This window comes from Microbispora corallina (genome assembly GCF_016863035.1).
In the GTDB taxonomy this organism is placed as follows: Bacteria; Actinomycetota; Actinomycetes; order Streptosporangiales; family Streptosporangiaceae; genus Microbispora; species Microbispora corallina.
In genome coordinates this window covers 306,897-326,740 of the sequence record NZ_BOOC01000001.1, presented here as the reverse complement: position 1 = coordinate 326,740, position 19,844 = coordinate 306,897, and the positions used below count along the sequence as shown (strand labels likewise).

The window sequence follows — 19,844 nt, the reverse complement described above, 5'->3', positions numbered from 1 at the left end:
ATCCGAGCATCGCTTCGGGCTCGGAATCCCCACCTTGGCGACGGGGGTGGATCAGTCCCCCGTACGATCGGTTCATGACCCGCCGTCCGATACGGCGTGCGGTGCCGTTGTGTGTGCTCGTCGCCGGCCTGCTCGCCGGGCATTTCCTGCGCGTCACATCGGTCGCGCACGCGCACGCAGCCCCCGCTCCCGCCGCGGTCGTGCGGCCTCCGGTGGCGGAGCCGTCGGCCCCCGCGGACCCGGGCGACGAGGTCGCCCCGGCCGGGCCGACCGGACGGCTGGCGGCGGACGGCTCGCTCTCCGACGTCGCGGCCCTGTCGGAGTCGGACGTGTGGGCCGTCGGCCAGCAGAACGCCTGGGACCTGTGGCGCAACCGCGGTGTGATCACACACTGGGACGGCTCCTCCTGGACGGAGGTCGCCATGCGGGGCGACACCACCGGCGCCGGCCACCTGCGGTCGGTGTCCGCGCCCTCCGCCGACGAGATCTGGGCGGTCGGCGACGGCCACGACGGGCTGCCGTACGTGGCGAAGGGGTCGCGCAACGGGTTCGACCGGATCGGCGTGCCGCAGTTCCGCCCGGGGGACTGGCTCGGCGGCGTGGCGGCGACCGCCGGCCGCGTCGTCGCGGTCGGGAGCCGGGACGGCCACGCGCTGATGGCCGCGAGCGCCGGCCCGGGCAAGGGCGCCACCTGGACGACGACCGACGGGCCCGACGGCGCCCTGTACGGCGTGGCCCTCATGGGCAAGGCCGACGGCTGGGCGGTCGGCGACTCCGGGACCGAGCCCCTGGTCCTGCGCCTGTCGGACAGCGGATGGAAGCCGGCCCCCGGCGTGCCGAAGATCGACGACGGCTTCCTGCGGGACGTCTACGCCGACGGACGCAAGCGGGCGATCGCCATCGGCGGCGTCTACGACGCGGACGGCTCGATCGTGCCGCTCGTCCTGACCTGGGACGGCAAGCGCTGGAAGCGGGACCGGCCTCCGGTGCGCAAGGCCGAGCTGTACGGCGTGACCGGCGACGGCGACGGCACCTACTGGATCTCCGGGTACGACCCGTCGCACGCGTCCGAGAGCTTCGTCCTGCGCTACGACGGATCACACTGGACGACGCTGCGCGGCGAGGCGTCCACCCAGGACCGGACCGTGCGGCTGCAGGCGGTCGCCCACGTCGGCGACCTGACCATCGGCGTCGGGCACGCGCTGGACGACAAGAACCACTACACCGACCTCGTGGAGCGCTTCGGGCCGCCGCCCGCCCCGTGATCAACCTGCCTGATCAGTGCGCGGTCTTCGCCGGGGAGCGGGCCGCTCAGATCACGGCGCCGTCGTCCCACCCGGAGTCGGGCGGCGGGCCGTCGCCCATCCGGACGACGAGCGTGACGAAGCCCGCGATGAACGCGGCCACGGCGGTGAAGACGATCCACCCCTCCATCGGCCAGGTCAGCAGCGCGGCCAGTAAGAGGTAGGCGGGGCCGCCGAACAGCGCGACCCACGAGGCCCGGGTGATGGCGTCGCCCCTGGGCAGCGGCGGAGGAGGAGGCGGAACGTAGTGGTCGTCGTCCTCGGACGCCGTCCCCGCCTGCTCGGAGGCCGGCTCGGAGGCGTCGCCCCCGGGCTCCCCGTCGCCCTCCTCGGTGGCCTCGTCCGAGACGTTCTCGCGGTCGGGCCATGGCTGTTCGGCCGAGGCGTCCTCGGCTGTCTCATTGAACGAGGCGACGATCTGGCGCCAGACCTCGTCCTCGTCACTTTGCGGCGTCACGGCGATCCCAGGTCACAAGTCCTTCGCCAAGGGTACCGAGGCGTGCGAGCGGATGAACTCCAGGCTCCCCTCGAAGATCCGGGGTGCGTCGTTGTCGAGGGTCGCGACGTGATAGCTGTCGGTCAGTTCCCTGACCTCCAGATTGTCCCCCATCCGCGACTGGAGGAACGTGACACTTGCGGGTTTGACGACATGGTCGTCGCGGCTGCGGAAGACGAGCACCGGCTGGGTGACCTTGCCGATGTCGGACTGGACGAGCTTCCACAGCCGGGGCAGGGTGGCGGCCGCCCGCACCGGGGTCCGCGTGTAGCCCAGCTCGCTCGCCCCCTCCTTCTTGATGTCGCCGGCGACGCCGGGGACCGAGGACACCACCCACTTGAGGGCGGGCGCCAGCGTCAGGATCGGGGTGTCGTTCACCACCGAGGGGTTGACGGCCACGACCCCCTGGACGGCGTCCCCGTGCACCTCGGCCAGCCGCAGCGCCATGCAGCCGCCGAGGGACAGCCCCATCACGAACGCCTCGGAGCACCGCGCGCGCAGGTCCGCGAGGGCCTTGTCGAGCTCGGCGTACCAGTCCTCCCACCGGGTGCGGCTCATCTCCTGCCAGGTCGTGCCGTGTCCGGGGAGGCGGGGGAGGGAGACGGTCAGCCCGGCGCGGGCCAGGTGCTCACCCCACGGGCGCAGGGACTGCGGCGACCCGGTGAACCCGTGGCACAGCAGGACCCCGATCTCCCCGCCCTCGTGGTGGAAGGGCTCCGCGCCCGGCAGCACTGGCATGGGAAACCTCCGCGACACGAGGGCGAACCAGTGGATTATTCCGCCCGATACTCGCACGTAAGTCATCGTTAGTGCGAGAGGGCTGCGCGTGCGAAGATGACTTCACGTCCGCATCGAGGGGGTGCCTGCGTGTTCTACTGGGTGGTCAAGGCCATCCTCTGGCCGTTCCTCCACTTCGTGTTCCGCCCGTGGGCCGAGGGCGTGGACAACGTGCCGAAGGAGGGGCCGGTCATCCTGGCGGGCAACCACCTCTCGTTCGCCGACCACTTCTTCGGCGCCCTGTTCCTGCCGCGCAAGGTCATCTCGCTCGGCAAGGCGGAGTACTTCACGGGCCAGGGGCTGAAGGGCCTGTTCAGCCGTGCCTTCTTCTCGGGCGTCGGCACCGTCCCCATCGACCGCTCCGGCGGCAAGGCGAGCGAGGCCGCGCTCCGCACCGGCCTGCGCATCCTGCGCGAGAACAGTGTGCTCGGCATCTACCCGGAGGGCACCCGCTCCCCGGACGGCCGCCTCTACAAGGGCAAGACCGGCGTCGCCCGCCTCGCGCTGGAGTCCCGCGCCCCCGTCATCCCGTGGGCGATGGTCAACACGTTCGAGATGATGCCGCCCGGCCGGCCGTTCCCGAAGCTCGGCATCCGCCCCGGCGTCCGGTACGGCAAGCCGCTCGACTTCTCCCGCTACTACGGCATGGAGAACGACCGCCTCGTCCTGCGCGCGGTCACCGACGAGATCATGTACGCGCTCATGGAGCTGTCCGGCCAGGAGTACGTCGACAAGTACGCCGCGGCGGCGAAAGCCGAGCTCAGCAGGGCCGCCCGCGACAAGTCCTGAGAGGGCCGCAAATACTGTCGGACCGGAAGGGTAGCGTTGCGGAGGTCGGTCGCGCGTAACCCAGAACGGAAGACATATGAGCGAGCGGAGCGTACGAAGCCGGGCCGCCGCCGGCGAGCGGCCCGGTGGCCGCGATCGCCGGCGAGACGCGTCCCTCGGTGACCGCGCCCGGGGCCGAGGCGTCCCCGGGGCGCAGGCGCCGGAGGCGCGCCGATGAGCGTCAGCCAGGAGCAGGAGGTCGAGACCTCCGGATACCTCCCCCACCGCCAGATCCTCATCGTGCTCTCAGGCGTGGCGGCCGGCATGCTGCTGGCCGCCCTCGACCAGAGCATCGTCGGCACGGCCCTGCCGCGCATCGTCAGCGAGCTGGGCGGCCTCGACAAGCTGTCGTGGGTCGTCACGGCCTACCTGCTCACCTCCACCGCCGCCACCCCGCTGTGGGGCAAGATCTCCGACCTGTACGGCCGGCGGCTCATCTTCCAGACCGCCATCGCGATCTTCCTGCTCGGCTCGACGCTGGCCGGGCTGAGCCAGAACATCGGCGAGCTGATCGCGTTCCGGGCGCTGCAGGGGCTCGGCGGCGGCGGCCTCATGGCGCTGGCGTTCAGCATCATCGGCGACGTCATCCCGCCGCGCGAGCGCGGCCGCTACCAGGGCTACTTCGGCGCCGTCTGGGGCGTCTCCAGCGTCGCGGGCCCGCTGCTCGGCGGCTTCTTCACCGACGGCCCCGGCTGGCGGTGGATCTTCTGGATCAACCTGCCCATCGGAGTCGTGTCGCTGGTCGTCACCTCGGTCGCGCTGCGGATCCCGGTGGTCCGCCGGCAGCACCGCGTCGACTACCTCGGCGCCGCCCTGATCATCGCGGGCGTGACGTGCTTCCTGCTCTACCTGGACTGGGCGGGCAACGAGCTCGGCTGGACCGCCCCGGGGGCGCTGGCGCTGCTGGCCGGGTTCGTCGCGCTGGCGGCCCTGTTCGTGCTGGTGGAGCTGCGGGCGGCCGAGCCCATCCTGCCGATGCGGCTGTTCCGCAACGCGATCTTCAGCGTCGGCAACGCCTACAACTTCCTGGCCGGTCTCGCGATGTTCGGCGGGATGATCTTCCTGCCGGTGTACCTCCAGGCCGTTCAGGGGATGTCGCCGACCGTGTCGGGCCTGGCCCTGCTGCCCGCCGTCCTCGGCATCTTCTCGACGTCCATCTCCTCGGGCCAGGTCATCAGCCGCACCGGCCGCTACAAGATCTTCCCGATCGTCGGGGCGGCCATCCTGCTGCTGGCCCTCTGGCTGCTGTCGACGATCAAGGTGGACACGCCGTACTGGCAGGTCGCGATCTACGCCTACCTCTTCGGCGCGGGCCTCGGGTTCACGATGCAGACCGTCGTCACGGCCATCCAGAACGCCGTGGACCGGCGTGACATGGGCGTGGCCACGAGCTCGGCGACGTTCTTCCGCATGATGGGCGCCGCGATCGGCACGGCCATCATGGGCGCCGTCCTCACCAACCGCCTCGCCCACTACCTGTCGGTGGAGTTCGGCGGCCGGGCGCCCACCGGGCGGGTCGACGCCAACAACGTCCAGGCCATCCAGCAGCTGCCGCCGCAGGTGAAGGAGCACGTGCTGGTGGCGTTCACCAGCGCCATCGACGACGTGTTCCTCGCCAGCCTCCCGTTCGTGGTGCTGGCGCTCGTGGTGGCGTTCTTCCTCAAGGAGATCCCGCTCGCCACCCGCGCGAGCAGCGAGCCCGCCATGGGCTGACCGGTCCCGCCTCGGACGCCCGGGTCTCCCTGACGGGGAGGCCCGGGCGTCGTGCTGCGTCCATCGCCGCGGCCAGGGCCGGCGGTTCCGCGGTTCCGCGGTTGGCATAGGTGGCCAGGCGGGGTCCCGGTTCACGCGTGGGTCGTCAGGCGGGGACGGCGGTTCGGCGGTTCGCGTGGGTGATCAGGCCGGGGTGGCGGCGGAGGCGGGCGGAGTGGTCGCGTCGAGGTGCGCGCGGATCTGCCGGATGTGCTCGGGGGTGGTCCGGCAGCAGCCGCCGATGTAGCGGGCGCCGAGGGCGTTCCACTCGGCCGCGGCCTTGCCGTACTCGACGGGGTCGGCGAGGCCGAGCCATCTGCGGCCCGCCGCGTCCCAGGTCTCCCCGGAGTTGGGGTAGGCGAGCGTCGCGCCCCGCCCGATCAGGCTCGGGACGTGCCGGGGCGCCGTGCAGTTGACACCCACGGCGACCACCTGCGGCAGGTCGTCGAACAGGGCGGCGCACTTCTCGAAGGAGGTGCCGTCGTTGACGTGCTCGCCGTCCCGGCAGGAGAAGCTCACCCACGCCCGCACATCCGGCGCCTCGCGCAGGAGCGCGGCCAGGGCCCTGCCCTCGGCGAGCGACGGGATGGTCTCGCAGGCCAGCAGGTCGGCCCCGGACCCGGCCAGGATCTCGAACCGCTCGCGATGCCAGTCGACGAGGCCGTCCTCGTCGAGGTCGTAGTCGCCGGTGTACTCCGCCCCGTTCGCCAGGTAGGCGCCGTACGGCCCGACGCTGGCGGCCACCATGCCGTGGCCCGCCTCGTCCCTCGCCTGCAGGGCGAGCGTCACCGACGAGCGGATGAGCTCACGGGCCTCCCGTGGCGTGAGGCCGCGCCTGACGAAACCGGGGACGCTCGCCTGGTAGCTCGCGGTCGTGGCGACGTCGGCGCCGGCGGCGAAGTAGTCGAGATGGGCCCGCCGGATGACCGCCGGATCCTCCACCAGCAGCTTCGCCGACCACAGCTCGTCGCTCAGATCGCAGCCGAGGGCCTCGAGATGGGTGGCGAGACCGCCGTCCAGGACAATGGAACTCACTCCGCAACCCTATGCGTTGTCTGCCTATGGGGCTTAAGAGGCTCGTCACACGGTTGCTACGCCGCCGTTCTCCCGTCCCCGCAGGTGGACGCGACGACCGGCCCGACACGGGAGGGGTACGGGAGCCGCGGCGTCCCACGCCCACCCCGCCGTCCGATGTCATTCGCCTACCGGAACCCTCGTAAGGCCCGCCCGCCTGTCTCAGGACGGCAGTCGGCCTGATCCGCCCGGCCCGGGGCGCAACTCTGCCCCGGCCCGGGCTCCATGGCCTGCCCCCAGCGTCGGCGAGACCTGGGCCTCCAGGGCCGGCACCCGCCACCGCCACGCAGCCGCCCAGCGCCGGCACCACCGTGGGCCTCCACTGCCGGGCACCATGGCTGGCACCCGCAGCCGGCACCACCAGCGTGGGCCGCCACAGCCCGTACCCGCCGCCGGCATTCACCGCTCGCACCGCAGCCCCTGGCACCACCGTGGGCACCTCAGCGTGGGCACCTCAGCGTGGGCACCTCAGCGTGGGCACCTCAGCGTGGGCCTACACGGCCGGCATCCGCTGCCGGCACCGACCAGCGGCATCCAGCGCCGGGCCTGAAGCGGTGCGGGGGGTCAGGAGCGCTTCCAGAAGGCCCGGCGGCCCCTGTCGCGCTCGCCCGACCCGGAGGGACCGGCGCCCCCGGCGCCGCCGGTGAGCCGTTCGAGCAGGTCCACGGCACGCCGCCACAGGTCGTCGAGTGACCGGTCGGACCGCTCCGCCGTCTCCAGGTCGGCGGCGAGGGCGGCCAGGTCCGCGTGGTCGCCGAGCATCTGGACGACGACCCGCAGCCGGCTCGCCAGGTCGGCCAGGTATCGCCGCCTGTCGCGCTCGGGAAGGGACTCGGCCGCTCGGAGGCGGGTGAGCTCCTCCGCCAGCAGCGGCCGGACTCCGGCGAGGTCCGTCTCACTCGCCCGGTCCCGGCCCGGATGGGGCAGGAGCGCGTCGACCGAGAACGCCCTGCCCACCGCGCGCCTGCGCGGAGCCGGGGCGGCCGGCGCGGACGGGGGAGGGGCGGCGAAGGGCCCGCCGGCGCCCGGCGGAACCTGCAGCGGCGCGTCAGGAGACGTGCCGTACGACTCGGCGCCCGCGGTGGCGTCGCCGCCCGTCTCGGCCTGGCTGAATGAGGCCATCTTGGCCATCATCGGCGCGCCCGCGACCATCATCGGCACGGCGGCCGGCATCTCCCAGCCGCTCGGGATCTCGACCGGCTGGATCACGTGGTGCCGCGGAGCGCCGTCTCCGGTCACGCGGGTGTCGACCGCGACGAAGGCCGTGAACCGGCACAGCACTCCGAACCTGAGCGAGGTGTCCACGATGCGCTGCTCCAGCGAGCGGTCGCCCACGGCGTACCGATCCTCCAGATGGCGCAGGTGGGCGCGCGCCCAGACGGCCCGCGCGGCCGTGTCGGTCGCCGGGTGGCCGTCGAGCCGGGTCTCCCAGGGCCGTCCGTCGACGGTCTGCCCGCGCACGGTCAGGGCGCCCGAGGGCCGTCCTCGGTAGCGTCCGGTCACGGTGAGCGGCACGCCGGGGTAGAGCGACCCGACGTGCGTCGTGGTGTGGGGGACGAGGTCGAGCCCCTCCGGCTTGAGGGAGAGGTCGGTCACGAGTGGGGAGCCGATCCTTCGGTGGATGTGCTCCATCGCCTCGTCGAGCCGGTCCTCCGACTCGACGAGCTCGCAGCGGCCCGTGCCGAGCAGGGCTAACCGGCCGAGGAACCCGGCGTTCACGGCCCGGTCGATGCCGACGGTGTGCACGCGGACGTCGCCGAGCCGGGAGCCCGCCCGTTCGAGGATCTCGTCCTCGTTGCCCACCTGGCCGTCCGTGACGAGGACGAGCACCCGGTCGGCCGGGGCCTCGTGTCCGGCCGGCGGGTCGTCCCGGCCCTGCGAGCCGTCGGCAGCCAGCAGACGCAGCGCCTCCTCCAGGGGCGCCAGCATCTCGGTGCCGCCGCGGGCCTCCAGCCTGGACAGGTGCTCCACCGCCCGGTAGCGGTTGCGGTCGGTCGCCTCCACCAGCCCGTCGGGGAAGGCGCGCTCCACGACCGAGTCGAACGAGAGGACGGCGAAGCGGTCGCGGGCGGTCAGCGTGTCGACGATCCGCGCCGCCGCCCGGCGGGCCGCCACCATCTTCCAGCCGCTCATGCTGCCCGACCGGTCGAGCACGAGGACCACGTCACGGGGAGCGGGGAGGGCCTCCGCGCCGGACGGCGGGACCACGGTCAGCACGAACGTGCCCTCCGCGTCGCCGGGGCTCGCGGCGTCGCCGGCGCCCTCGCCGGCGGCACCCGCCTGGTCCGCCGCCGTGGTCTTCGGCCCGGTCGTGGACGGGGGCGCGTCGGGCACGAGGGCGAGACCGCTGGAGGCCGCGAACGCGAGCCTCAGGATGAAGTCGCGGTCGAGCCGCTCTCCTGGCCGCAGGCTGATCGTGTCGCCCTCGCGCACGACCTCGTGCAGGCTGGACCGGATCTCCCGCAGGTCGAGACCGGCGGGGTCGACGACGGCCGACAGCGACAGCCGTACGGGGTCGGGGAACCCGGGCAGCAGGACCGGCGGCGTGATCCGCGAGGCGTCGGGGACGGCGTCGGTGTCCGGCGAGACTCCCCCGCCGGCCGGAGGGCTGGAGATCGGGACGCCGGGGACGTACCGCGGGGCGACCACGAGCGGGAACCGGAACTCGGCGGCGCCGTCCTCGTAGGGGAGCGGCTGGCTCAGCGTGAGCCGCACCGTCACCCTCTCACCGGGGACGATGTTGCCCACCCGGATCGTGAAGACGTCAGGCCGGTCCTCCTCCGCGATGGCCGCCCGCCTGCCCTCTGCGAGGGCCCGCTCGTAGTCGGCCCTGGCCCGGCCGCGTTCCTTGAGGACGCCGTCGATCACCCGGTCGTCCGCCTCCATGCGGAAGGCCGTGACGGCCGCCCGGGGCGGCAGCGGGAAGACGTAGGTGGCCTCCAGCGACACGTCGAAGGGGTTGCGGAAGCCCTGCACGACCTCGACGCCCGCGACCAGCCCGGTGATCCGGGCGGTGACGCCGACGCTCTCCAGGGGCAGGTTGCCCTTCTCCGTCTCCAGGGCCCCGAGCCCGGCGTCCGGCAGGGGCCGGTACTCCTCCGGCCGCAGTGGCGTGATGGGAACGGTCATGGCGTCATCCCTTCAGCGTGGTCGGACTGGTCCGGACGTGCGGGTCGGCCGGGAGCGGGCGCCGACAGCCCGAGGGCGGAGAGAGCCGCCAGCAGCGGCTCGCCCGCGGCCCGCAGCGCGGCCACGTCGTCGGCCGTCGGCACGCGGCCGGGGAGGTCGAGCAGGACGGTCACTCCGGGAGCCAGCCGCACCCCATGGACGACGTCCGGCGGCGCGGTGGCCGCCGGGGCCGGTGGGATCCCGTCGAACCGGGCCGGATTCGCCGGCCGGGCGAGGGCCGACGGCAGGGGCTCGGGCGGGCGGGTCCAGAAGCGTCCCCGGGAGGAGACGTCGGGCGTGCCCGTGCCGGGTGAGGGGGCATCCGGCCCGCTGGGGAAGCCGTCGGAGGCGACCGCGCTGCCGCCGGGAGAGCTGCCGTGAGGGCCTGGGCCGCCGCCGAAGTCCGGGCTGCCCGTGGGCATCGGGTTGCCCGGGGGGGTCGGGCCGCCGGCAGGGGCTGGGCTGTCGGTGGGCATCGGACGGCCCAGAGGGGTCGGGCTGTCCGGAAGGGCTGGGTCGCCGCCGAAGTCCGGGCTGCAGTCGAAGTCCGGGCTGCCGGTGGGGACGGGGCTGCCGGCGGAGGGCGGATCGGCAGCATGAGGCCGATGGCCGCCGCTGGACAACAGCGGCTCGGGAAGCCGGGCGACGCGTTGCAACATGGCGTCGGTGGCACCCGCCAGCTCGGCCTGGATCGCGGCGAGCGGCAGCCCCTCCGCCTGGCGCCGTTTCACCGCCACGAGCTGGAGCAGGTGCCGCCGCCCGTACAGCGCGATCCGGCCCCTGCGCGCGAGGGGCGGGTCGAGCAGCCCGATCGTCGCATACCACCGGATGAGCCGCTCGTTCGGCACCTCGCGCACGCGGCCGTTGACGGGCGGCTCGGCGCCGAGCAGGGCCGCCGCCCGCTCCGCCAGCTCGCCGATCGTCCACGTCTCGCTCATACCTCCACGATGACACTGTCATCGTGACAGTGTCAATCCCGCTCCTCGCCCGGTTCTCGAAAAGTTCGCCCCCATGAGCCGTGTCGCTTCCCTCGCCGTTCACGCGTCTCGGGTCGACTTGGCGGGCGGCGGACGGGTTCTCCTGGACGAGGAGCCGGTCGCGAACCCCGAAAGCCCGGTCATATGTGGCGGAACGGGGTAAGGAGAGCGGGCGGCGGAACGCCGGCGGGGTGGACCACGCGCGGCGCCGGTCGCCTGGGGAGCACCCCCGCGGAACGCTCCCGGGAACGAGCGCGTAGCAAAGTAAGAGTGCGGCACGAGGGACGGCGTGGCGGCGAGCCGTCCGGATCACCGGGCGCGGATCCGCGCCTCGTGTGGCCCGGCGGACGTGACGGCGGCCTGGAGGTGGTCCGCCGGCCCGGTGGCTGGAACCGGACGGCGCAGCAACGTGCGGGCGGAGCGGCAGGCCGGCGGGGCAACAGTCGGCCGGCGGCCGGCAGACGGGCAACCGGTCGGCGCGGGCCGGCCTGTCGGGACCGGTCGCCGTGGCCGGGAACGGCGGCGCATGGCCGGGGTGTGGCGAGAACAGGCTGATCAGGGGCAGGTCGAGGAGGCGGTCGCGGTGCGCGGTACGTTCGTCCGGTCGGGGGCTCTGTCGACGCTCTCGGGCTCGCTGTGGCGCTCGCTCTTCGCGGCGCCCGATGGCGGGCCGCCCCCGGAGGGGCCCGGCCCGTACGGCGACGTGGGACTGCCCGACGAGAACGGCGTCGCGCTGCCGGAGGGGTTCGCGAGCAGGGTGGTGGCCAGGTCCGGCGAACGGGTGGGAGGCGTCGCCTGGCACGCCGCCCCCGACGGCGGGGCCTGCTTCGCCGACGGCGACGGCTGGATCTACGCGTCGAACGCGGGCATCCCGCTGCTCGGCGGCGTCACGGCCCTGCGGTTCGCCCCCGACAGCGGCGTCCGCAGCGGCTACCGCATCCTGTCCGGCACCGACCTCAACCGCGCCGGCGTGGCGACCCCCTGGAACACCTGGCTGTCGTGCGAGCAGACCCCGCAGGGCCAGGTGTTCGAATGCGACCCGTACGGCGAGCGGGCCCCCATGCCCCGGCTGGTCATGGGCCTGTTCCGGCACCACGGCATCGCCTGCGACCCGGTCGGGCGGGTCGTCTATCTGACGGAGGGGGAACCCGACGGGTGTTTCTACCGCTTCCGCCCCGACGACTGGGGCGACCTCACCACGGGCGTCCTGGAGGTCATGGTCGGCGCGCCCGGCCGTGAGGACGTGACCTGGGCCCGGGTGCCGACGCCCGCGGCGTTCGAGGAGCCGACGCGCGAGCAGGTGAAGGGCGCCCGGCGGTTCGACGTCGGCGAGGGCTGTCACTACTCCGGCGGCGTCTGCCATCTGGTGACCCGGGGGGACGGCCGCGTCTGGGCGTACGACCCGGCCTCCGAGCGGATCCGGGTGGTGCGCGAGGGCGGGCTCGCCGCGACGGACGGCCCGGCCGGGCACGGGGGCAGCCCGGCCGAGGGGCACCCGTACGGGACGGGCGAGAGCGGCGAGGCGCCCTACCTCTTCCTGGCGGAGGACGCCGGCCCGCCGATGATCAGCGTGATCGGGCCGACCGGCGGCGTCTGGCCGTTCCTGCGCCTGGTGGGCCAGGACGACGTGCTGATCAGCGGGCCGGCGTTCGCGCCCGGCGGAGACCGCCTGTACTTCTCAACGCGGCGGCTGCCCTCCGAGCGCTTCTCGTTCCAGCGCGGCACCGGTCCGGCCGAGGCCGGCGTCACCTACGAGGTCGCCGGGCCGTTCGGCGAGCGGCTCCGCGGGCGTTCCGGGAGCCTCGCCCGGGCCTGACGCGGCGGCCCGCACCACCTCTGAGAGCCGCTCCCTGAGCCGTCCGAACCCCGGGTCGGCCCTGGGGTGCGCGCGGCCCGGCAGGTCGGAGCGCTCGTCGAAGATCACCTGGCCGGGCGCGCCGCTGAGCGCGACGATCCTGGTGCCCAGGTACACCGCCTCGTCGACGCTGTGGGTGATGAACAGCACGGTCGTGCCGGTCCGCCGCCACAGGTCCCGGATCTCGTCCTGCATGCGTTCGCGGGTGAACGCGTCGAGCGCCGCGAACGGCTCGTCCATCAGCAGCACCCGGGGACGCGGCGCGAGCGCCCGCGCGATCGCCGCGCGCTGCTGCATGCCGCCCGACAGCTCGTACGGCCGGAGCCGCCCGGCCTCGGACAGGCCGGTCAGGTCGAGCAGTTCCGCGACCCGGGCGCGGCGGACGGCCGCGGGCTGACGCCGCAGCCCGAATCCCACGTTGGCCGCGACCGACAGCCACGGGAACAGCCGCGGCTGCTGGAAGACCACGCCCCGGGAGGGGCCGGGGCCGCGGACGGGCCGCCCCGACTCGGCGACCGAGCCGGTCGAGGGCGCCGCGAACCCGGCGATCAGGCGGAGCAGCGTGCTCTTGCCGCAGCCCGATGGGCCGACCACGGAGACGAACTCCCCGGTGGCGACGGCCAGGTCGACCGGCCCGAGGGCGGGCCGCCCCCGGTAGGCGTGCGACACGCCGCGCACCTCGATCGCCGTCACCTCGCCCTCCGCCTCGGGCGCGCCCGCGGCGCCCTCCCGTACGGGCTCGGGGTCAGCCGGCCGCGAAGGCATTCGCGAGGTCCTTGGTCGCCAGGCCCTTCTGGAAGGCCGGCAGATCGGGCACCGCGTCGATCTTCTGCTGGGTCTTGAGGAACTCCGCGGCGCTGTGCAGGTTGTCCGCCAGCTTGCCGGGGGCAGAGGGCGTGCCGAGGTAGTCGGCCGACTGCTGCTGCGTCCCGTCGAGCAGCACGAGCTGGTCGATCTGGCGCGCCGCCTCGTCCGGGGTGAGGTTCAGCTGGCGGGCGACGGCGGCGGCCGCCGCGTTCTTGTCGGAGCGGACGAGCTTGACGGCCCGGTCCTCCTGCTGCAGCCACGTCTTCAGCGCCGCGGGATACCGGTCGGCGAACTCGTCGCGCACCACGGCCAGGTCGGCCGTCAGCTTGCCGCGCTGGGCCAGCTCCCGGCTGGTCACCAGCGTCTTGCCGCTCTTCTGCAGCTCGGCCAGCACGGGCGTCCAGACGTACGCGCCGTCGATGTCGCCCCGCTGCCAGGCGGCCTGGATGTCCGGGGGCTCCATGTCGAGGATCTTCACCTGCGACTCCGACAGGCCGGCCTCGGCGAGCGCCGCCAGCAGGCTGTAGTGCGACGTCGAGCTGAAGGGGGTGGCCACCCGCTTCCCGGCGAGGCCCTTCAGGTCGGCGACGCCGTTCCTGACCACCAGCGCCTCGTTGTCGCCGATCACGTCGAAGATCCACGGCACCCGGTACGGGATGTTCAGCGGGGCGGACAGCCCCTTGGTGACCGGGCTGCTGCCGGCCAGGCCGATGTCGATCGCCCCGGCGATCATCGCGGTGTTCACGTCGCCGCCGGAGTCGAACTTGCTCCACACGATCTTCGTGTTCGGCAGGGCCTGCTCCAGCCACTTCTGGTCCTTGACGATCAGGTCACCGTTCGGGATGAGCTGGTAGCCGATGCGGAGCGTCGCCGGGACGCCGTCGCCGCCGGAGCCGGCGGACCCGCCGGAGGCGTCCGAGCCGCCGCAGGCCGACACCGCGAGGGAGAGGGAGGCGGCCGCGATGCCCGCGGCGAGGCGCTTCAGTGCGTTTCTCATGGTGGGGTTCCCTTGTCAGCCGCGTCCGCGCCAGGGCACGAGGCGGCGGTCGAGCGCTTGCAGGAGGACGTCGATGAGCAGGCCGGACAGGCCGATCACGACGATGCCGAGGATCACCACGTCGGTCTGGTTGTAGCGCTGGGCGTCCCTGACCATCCCGCCGATGCCGGGCACGCCGTTCACGGTCTCCGCGGCGACCACGGTCGTGTACGCCACGCCCACGGCCACCCGGACGCCCGTGATGATCTCGGGGAGGGCGCTCGGCAGCACCACCCGCCAGGGCAGCTCCCACGGGCCGGCGCCGAGCGACCGGGCGGCGTTCAGGTAGTCCTCATGGACGCCGCGGACCGCCTCGGCGGTCGCCACGGCCACCGGCGGCAGCGCCGCGAGCAGGAGCAGCCAGATCTTCGGCTGCTCGTCGATGCCGAACCAGATGACCAGCAGGCTCAGGTACGCGAGCGGGGGCAGCGTGCGGACGAACGTCACCAATGGGCCGACCAGCGCCCGGATCGTCGGGACCAGGCCGATCAGCAGGCCGAGGACGACGCCGCCGCCCACGCCGTACAGGCAGCCGAGCAGGATGCGCCGGAGGCTGGCCAGCAGGTGCTCGGCGAGGGTGTAGCCGCTGTAGCCCTGCGTGGAGGTCCGGATGAGCTGCCGCCACACGTCGGCCGGCTCGGGCACGAACACCGGCGGCCAGATCCGGGCCATGGCGACGACCTGCCACACCCCGACGAGCACGGCCACCGACGCCAGCGTGAGCAGGGCGGGCCGCACCGTCCGCGTACGGCCGCCGGGGGAGGCGACGCGGCCGGCCGGGGAGACGCCGTGGCCGTCCGGGGACAGGGAGCGACCCGGTGACGGGGCGCGGCCCGGGGAGACGGCGCTCATGCCGCCGAGGTGACCGGGGCGCCGGTCCCGGCTCCCGCCGCCGCGGTCCCGGCAGCGGGCGCCGCGCCGGCACGGGAGGGACCATCGGGCGAGGCGGTCGTGGACGCGCCGGTCCCGGACGGCGACGCCGTGAGGCGGGGCAGGACGAAGTCGCCGACCCGCAGCGCCTCCTCCAGGTGCGGCCACCCGGAGACGATGAACTCCTCCAGCCCGAGCGCGGCGTACTCCCTGATCCGCTCGGCCACCTCGTCGTAGCTGCCGACCAGCGCGGTGCCCGCGCCCTCGCGGACGAGCCCGACGCCGGCCCACAGGTTGGGGGAGATCTCCAGCCGGTCGGCCGACCCGCCGTGCAGGCCGGTCATCCGCCGCTGGCCGACCGAGTCCATCCGGGCGAACCGGGCCTGCACGGCGGCGATCCGCTCCGGGTCCATCCCGTCGAGCAGCCGCCGGGCGTGCGCCCACGCCTCCTCGGAGGTGTCGCGGGCGATGATGTGCAGCCGGATGCCGTACCGGAGGGTGCGGCCGGTCTCCGCGGCGAGGGCGCGCATCCGGCCGAGCCGCTCGGCGACCATGGCCGGCGGCTCGCCCCACATCAGGTGGACGTCGGCGTGCCCGGCCGCGACGCGCTCGGCCGCGGGGGAGGCGCCGCCGAAGTAGATCTCGGGCGGATCGGCCAGCGGCGTCGCGAGGCCGCCGCCCTCCACCCGGTAGTGGTCGCCCGCGAAGTCGAACGGCACGCCCTCCCAGGCGCGCCGCAGCACGTGGAGGTACTCGGCCGTCCGCGCGTATCGCTCGTCGTGGCCGAGGAAGTCGCCGTACGCCCGCTGCTCCTGCGGGTCGCCGCCGGTGACCACGTTGAGCAGCATCCGGCCGCCGCTGATCTCCTGGAACGCCTGCGCCTGCTGCGCGAGCAGGGTCGGCAGCGTGAAGCCGGGCCGGAACGCCACGAGGAGCCGCAGCCGCTCGGTCCGGGCCGCCACGGCGGCGCAGAGCACGAGGGGGTGGGGGCAGCCGGCGCCGACCGGCGTGAGCGCCGCGTCGAACCCGGCCGCCTCGGCTGCCGAGGCGACCTGGGTGAGGTACGCGAGCGAGGGAGCCCGGGACGCCGCCCGCCCGGCCGCGACCGTGGTGGTCGCGGGCCGGACGAAGTGCCCGTCACCGGACGTGGGGAGGAACCAGTGGAACCGCATGGACCGCGCCGCCTTGTTCTCTGGAGGAGTGGCTGCACGGATGTTATTCCATAATCCCTATCAGGAATAGTGGGAATTCGGCGGTCAGAGGTCGCGGGCGTAGATCTGGTTGGTGAGCGGGATGCCCGACTCCTCCCCGGGCTGCTCCTCGACCAGCTCGAACCCGGCCCCCAGGTAGATGCGCCGGGCGGCCGTCAGCGGGTCGCGGGTCCACAGGATGATCCTCCGGTAGCCGGCCTGCCGCGCGAAGTTCAGGCACTCGTCGACCAGGTGGCGTCCGATGCCCATCCCGCGCGCGGACGGCTCCACGAGGAGCAGGCGGAGCTGGGCCGTCTCGTCGTCCTTGCGCACGCAGAACACGCACCCGGCCGGGACGCCTCCGGCCTCGGCGATCCAGAGCGCCTCCCGCTTGGGGTCGTGGTCGCCCGCGTAGTCGGCGACGATCCGGGCGACCAGCGCCTCGAACTCCTCGCCCCAGCCGTACTCCTCGGCGTAGAGCACGCCGTGCCGGTGCACCACCCAGCCGAGCTCGCCGGGCCGCGGCGGGCGGATGACGTACGCCTCCCGCCGCTCGCCGGGGTCGAGCAGTCCCCTGATCGCGGCCATGGCCCCGACGAGGCGGCGCCGGTCCTCGGCGGAGAGCGCGGAGAGCATCGCCCCCACCGACTCGGCCGCGCGCTCGTCGAGCATCCGGTACGTCTCCCGCCCCCGGTCGGTGAGGGCGACGACCTGGCGGCGGCCGTCCTCGGGCGACCGCTCGCGGGCGGCCAGCCCGTCCGCCTCGAACCTGGACAGGATCCTGCTGAGGTAGCCGGGGTCGAGGCCCAGCAGCTCGCGTACGTCGGCCACCTCGGCCGAGGGACGGCTGCCCAGCTCGAACAGCACCCTGGCCTCCGTGAGGGAGTAGGGCGAGTCGTGCATCCCGGCTCCCAGGACCCCGATCACCTCCGTGTAGAAGCGGTTGAACGCCCTGACCTCGGTCACCATGTCCATCGCTTGCTCACCTCAAAGAATCGTTTGACTGCGTCAAACATACTCTCGCGGTGATCGGCGCGGAAGGGGTTCGACCGGGACCGTCGTGAGCACCACCGGGATCTCGGCGTGGGAGACTGTGTTGTCCGTGGTCGGCTCGGTCGCGTAGCCTCAGCTGTTGGTCTAGACCATTGCCCTCGGCTGGGGCACAATTGCCGTTCGGTGAGGCGCCCGCGTGCGCTCGGTCCGGCCCCGCGTCCCACCTGCACGCATCCCTATGGAGGAACCCGTCATGCGTATTGGAGTCCTTACCGGAGGCGGCGACTGCCCCGGCCTCAACGCGGTGATCCGCGCCGTCGTCCGCAAGGGCGTCGGCGTGTACGGGCACGAGTTCGTCGGATTCCGCGACGGCTGGCGCGGCCCGCTCGAGGGCGACACCATGCCGCTTGACATCGAGGCCGTCCGGGGGATCCTGCCGCGCGGCGGCACCCTCCTCGGCTCCTCGCGCACCAACCCGATCAAGATCGAGAACGGTGTCGAGCGCATCAAGGAGAACCTCGTCTCCTACGGCGTCGACGCCCTCATCGCCATCGGCGGCGAGGACACCCTCGGCGTCGCCAAGCAGCTGTACGACCGCGGCGTCAAGGTCGTCGGCGTCCCCAAGACGATCGACAACGACCTCAACGCGACCGACTACACCTTCGGCTTCGACACCGCCGTCAACATCGCCATGGAGGCGATCGACCGGCTGCACACCACCGCCGAGTCGCACCACCGCGCCCTGATCTGCGAGGTCATGGGCCGCCACGCCGGCTGGATCGCCCTGCACGCCGGCATGGCCGCCGGGGCGAACGTCATCCTCATCCCGGAGAAGCCGTTCGACATCGACCGCGTCTGCTCCTACGTGGAGTCGCGGTTCAAGACCCGCTACGCGCCGATCATCGTCGTCGCGGAGGGCGCCCACCCGATGGAGGGGCAGATGGCGCTGCAGGCCGGCGAGCTGGACGCCTTCGGCCACGTCCGCCTCGGCGGCATCGGCGAGGTGCTGGCCCAGGAGATCGAGAAGCGGACCGGCAAGGAGGCCCGCACCACGGTCCTCGGCCACATCCAGCGCGGCGGCACGCCGACCGCCTACGACCGCGTGCTGGCCACCCGGTTCGGCCTCGGCGCGATCGACGCCGTGCACGAGGGCGACTACGGCAAGATGGTGGCGCTGCGCGGCACCGACATCGTCCGCGCCGGCCTCGACGAGGCCACGGCGCAGCTGAAGACCGTGCCGGTCTCCCGCTACGAGGAGGCCGAGGTCTTCTTCGGCTAAAGGCCTTTACCCGCCGTACGGCTCCCGCGATCATGTGCGCGGGAGCCGTTCGCGTGTCCGGGGGCGGCGCGGCCCACAGCCGTGAGCACGTCCGGGCCTCGTGCGCGTGCGGGAGCCGTGCGCGCGTGCGGTCGGCGCCGGCGCGGGAGAGAGGCGGGGGCGCGCGATGGGGATCGAGGGGCCGTTCTGGCGGGCGCTCGCCGTCTTCCGCGCCGCCTCGCTCGCGTACGCGGCCCTCCTTCTGGTCAGGGCCGGGGGCTACGCCGTGCCCGTCGTGTCGTGGGCCGTGCTGGGCGTGATGACGGCCTGGACGGCGGCCGCCGCCGTCCTCTACCCGGCCCGCCCCGGTCTCCGCGGATGGGTCCTGCTCGCCGCCGACCTCGCGGTCACGTCCGCGTGCCTGCTGGCCACGCCGTACGCGCAGACGGACGCCGCCGCGCAGTCGGGCGCGATGCCGCTGACGGCGACCTGGGTGGCGGGCCCGGTGCTGGCCTGGGGCGTGGCCCGCGGCCGCCGCGCGGGCGCCGTCGCCGCCGCGCTGGTGTCCGTGGCCGACCTGTGGCTGCGCGGCAGGGGCGGGCTGGACCTCGCCTCGCTCCCGGTGAACGGCGCCGTCCTCATGTTCATGGCGGGCGTCGTGGTGGGGCACGTCGCCCAGCTCGCACGGGAGGCCGAGGAGCGCGTGCAGCGGGCCGTCGAGCTGGAGGCCGCGGGGCGCGAGCGGGAGCGGCTGGCCCGGGGGATCCACGACTCCGTCCTCCAGGTGCTCGCACTCGTGCAGCGCAGGGGCGCGGAGATCGGCGGGGAGGCTGCCGGGCTCGGCAGGCTCGCGGGGGAGCAGGAGGCCGCGCTGCGCGCTCTGGTCCAGGCGCCGTCCGATCAGGAGGCGGCCGCCAGGACCCGGGCCGGCACGGCCGGCGGCCGGCACCCTGGCGGAGGCGGTGGGCGTGACCGTGACCGAGGCGGAGGCGGCGGCCGGGACCGGGGTGCGGCGGGCGCTGACGGCGGCGCGCCCGAGCCGCCCGTCGACCTGCGCGAGCTGCTCCGGCCGTACGGCGGCGCCCGGGTCACCCTCTCCGTCCCCGCGACGCCCCTGCCGCTGCCCCCGGGGACGGCGGGGGAGGTCCGGGCGGCCGTCGGCGCCGCCCTCGACAACGTGGCCCGGCACTGCCCGGACGGGGCGCGGGCGTGGATCCTCGTGGAGGAGGACGACGGGAGGGTGATCGTGACGGTGCGCGACGACGGCCCGGGCATCCCCGAGGGGCGGCTGGAGGAGGCCGCGGCCGTCGGCCGGATGGGCGTGGCCCGGTCGATCAGGGGGAGGGTGGCCGAGCTCGGCGGCACGGTGACGATCACCTCGTCGGGCACCGGCACGGAGGTCGAGATGGCCGTGCCGGTCCCGGGACCGGCGGCCGGAAGGAGGGCGCGGTGAACGGCC

The 19,844-nt window shown here is 74.0% G+C and carries 15 protein-coding genes and 1 pseudogene; 6 read left to right on the top strand and 10 right to left on the bottom strand.

Annotated features, from left to right (window positions below; genetic code table 11):
* Positions 1-101 precede the first annotated feature (101 nt).
* Positions 102-1,265 (top strand): hypothetical protein, encoded by a 1,164-nt coding sequence (locus Mco01_RS01495; protein WP_204055076.1) that lies wholly within the window; start codon positions 102-104, stop codon positions 1,263-1,265.
* A 46-nt stretch (positions 1,266-1,311) separates the two neighbouring features.
* On the opposite strand, the gene Mco01_RS01490 is transcribed toward Mco01_RS01495, so the two are convergent.
* The gene (locus Mco01_RS01490) at positions 1,312-1,761 is read right to left on the bottom strand and encodes a hypothetical protein (RefSeq protein WP_204055075.1); all 450 of its coding nucleotides are present in this window, start codon (positions 1,759-1,761) and stop codon (positions 1,312-1,314) included.
* A gap of 12 nt (positions 1,762-1,773) precedes the next feature.
* Positions 1,774-2,538, bottom strand: coding sequence for an alpha/beta hydrolase (locus tag Mco01_RS01485; RefSeq protein ID WP_204055074.1), 765 nt, complete (start codon positions 2,536-2,538; stop codon positions 1,774-1,776).
* 129 nt (positions 2,539-2,667) lie between these two features.
* Between Mco01_RS01485 and Mco01_RS01480 the strand changes: the two genes are divergently transcribed.
* Positions 2,668-3,366 (top strand): lysophospholipid acyltransferase family protein, encoded by a 699-nt coding sequence (locus Mco01_RS01480; protein WP_204055073.1) that lies wholly within the window; start codon positions 2,668-2,670, stop codon positions 3,364-3,366.
* Between the two features lie 213 nt (positions 3,367-3,579).
* Positions 3,580-5,118, top strand: a complete 1,539-nt coding sequence (locus tag Mco01_RS01475) for an MDR family MFS transporter (protein WP_204055072.1) — start codon at positions 3,580-3,582, stop codon at positions 5,116-5,118.
* A gap of 183 nt (positions 5,119-5,301) precedes the next feature.
* On the opposite strand, the gene mmuM is transcribed toward Mco01_RS01475, so the two are convergent.
* The 3 genes from mmuM to Mco01_RS01460 form a co-directional block, all read right to left on the bottom strand.
* Positions 5,302-6,192, bottom strand: a complete 891-nt coding sequence (gene mmuM / locus Mco01_RS01470; protein ID WP_204055071.1) for a homocysteine S-methyltransferase — start codon at positions 6,190-6,192, stop codon at positions 5,302-5,304.
* Positions 6,193-6,795: 603 nt separating this feature from the next.
* On the bottom strand, positions 6,796-9,360 hold the full coding sequence (locus Mco01_RS01465) for a VIT domain-containing protein (protein ID WP_204055070.1): 2,565 nt from the start codon (positions 9,358-9,360) through the stop codon (positions 6,796-6,798).
* Positions 9,357-10,337: a helix-turn-helix domain-containing protein gene (locus tag Mco01_RS01460; RefSeq protein ID WP_204055069.1), complete on the bottom strand. Its 981-nt coding sequence runs from the start codon at positions 10,335-10,337 to the stop codon at positions 9,357-9,359. The genes Mco01_RS01465 and Mco01_RS01460 overlap by 4 nt, the downstream gene beginning before the upstream one ends.
* Before the next feature lie 565 nt (positions 10,338-10,902).
* On the opposite strand from Mco01_RS01460, the pseudogene Mco01_RS39690 reads away from it, so the two are divergent.
* A pseudogene (locus tag Mco01_RS39690) lies at positions 10,903-11,634 on the top strand (alkaline phosphatase PhoX); the annotation flags it as partial.
* A gap of 420 nt (positions 11,635-12,054) precedes the next feature.
* On the opposite strand, the gene Mco01_RS38845 reads toward Mco01_RS39690, so the two are convergent.
* The 5 genes from Mco01_RS38845 to Mco01_RS01435 all read right to left on the bottom strand — a co-directional run bounded on the left by Mco01_RS38845 (position 12,055) and on the right by Mco01_RS01435 (position 17,109).
* Positions 12,055-12,996, bottom strand: coding sequence for an ABC transporter ATP-binding protein (locus tag Mco01_RS38845; protein WP_239103252.1), 942 nt, complete (start codon positions 12,994-12,996; stop codon positions 12,055-12,057).
* Positions 12,977-14,035 (bottom strand): taurine ABC transporter substrate-binding protein, encoded by a 1,059-nt coding sequence (locus tag Mco01_RS01450; protein WP_204055067.1) that lies wholly within the window; start codon positions 14,033-14,035, stop codon positions 12,977-12,979. Before Mco01_RS01450 ends, Mco01_RS38845 begins: the two co-directional genes overlap by 20 nt.
* 15 nt (positions 14,036-14,050) lie before the next feature.
* The gene (locus tag Mco01_RS01445) at positions 14,051-14,926 is read right to left on the bottom strand and encodes an ABC transporter permease (RefSeq protein WP_204055066.1); all 876 of its coding nucleotides are present in this window, start codon (positions 14,924-14,926) and stop codon (positions 14,051-14,053) included.
* Positions 14,923-16,116, bottom strand: a complete 1,194-nt coding sequence (locus tag Mco01_RS01440; protein WP_204055065.1) for an LLM class flavin-dependent oxidoreductase — start codon at positions 16,114-16,116, stop codon at positions 14,923-14,925. The genes Mco01_RS01445 and Mco01_RS01440 overlap by 4 nt, the downstream gene beginning before the upstream one ends.
* Positions 16,117-16,200: 84 nt before the next feature.
* Positions 16,201-17,109 (bottom strand): bifunctional helix-turn-helix transcriptional regulator/GNAT family N-acetyltransferase, encoded by a 909-nt coding sequence (locus tag Mco01_RS01435; RefSeq protein WP_204055064.1) that lies wholly within the window; start codon positions 17,107-17,109, stop codon positions 16,201-16,203.
* A 271-nt stretch (positions 17,110-17,380) separates the two neighbouring features.
* On the opposite strand from Mco01_RS01435, the gene Mco01_RS01430 reads away from it, so the two are divergent.
* Both Mco01_RS01430 and macS read left to right on the top strand, forming a co-directional pair.
* Positions 17,381-18,406 carry a 6-phosphofructokinase gene (locus Mco01_RS01430; RefSeq protein WP_204055063.1) on the top strand — a complete coding sequence of 342 codons (1,026 nt, stop codon included), beginning with the start codon at positions 17,381-17,383 and terminating at the stop codon, positions 18,404-18,406.
* Positions 18,407-18,572: 166 nt separating this feature from the next.
* Positions 18,573-19,838 carry a MacS family sensor histidine kinase gene (gene macS / locus Mco01_RS01425; RefSeq protein WP_204055062.1) on the top strand — a complete coding sequence of 422 codons (1,266 nt, stop codon included), beginning with the start codon at positions 18,573-18,575 and terminating at the stop codon, positions 19,836-19,838.
* Positions 19,839-19,844 lie beyond the last annotated feature (6 nt).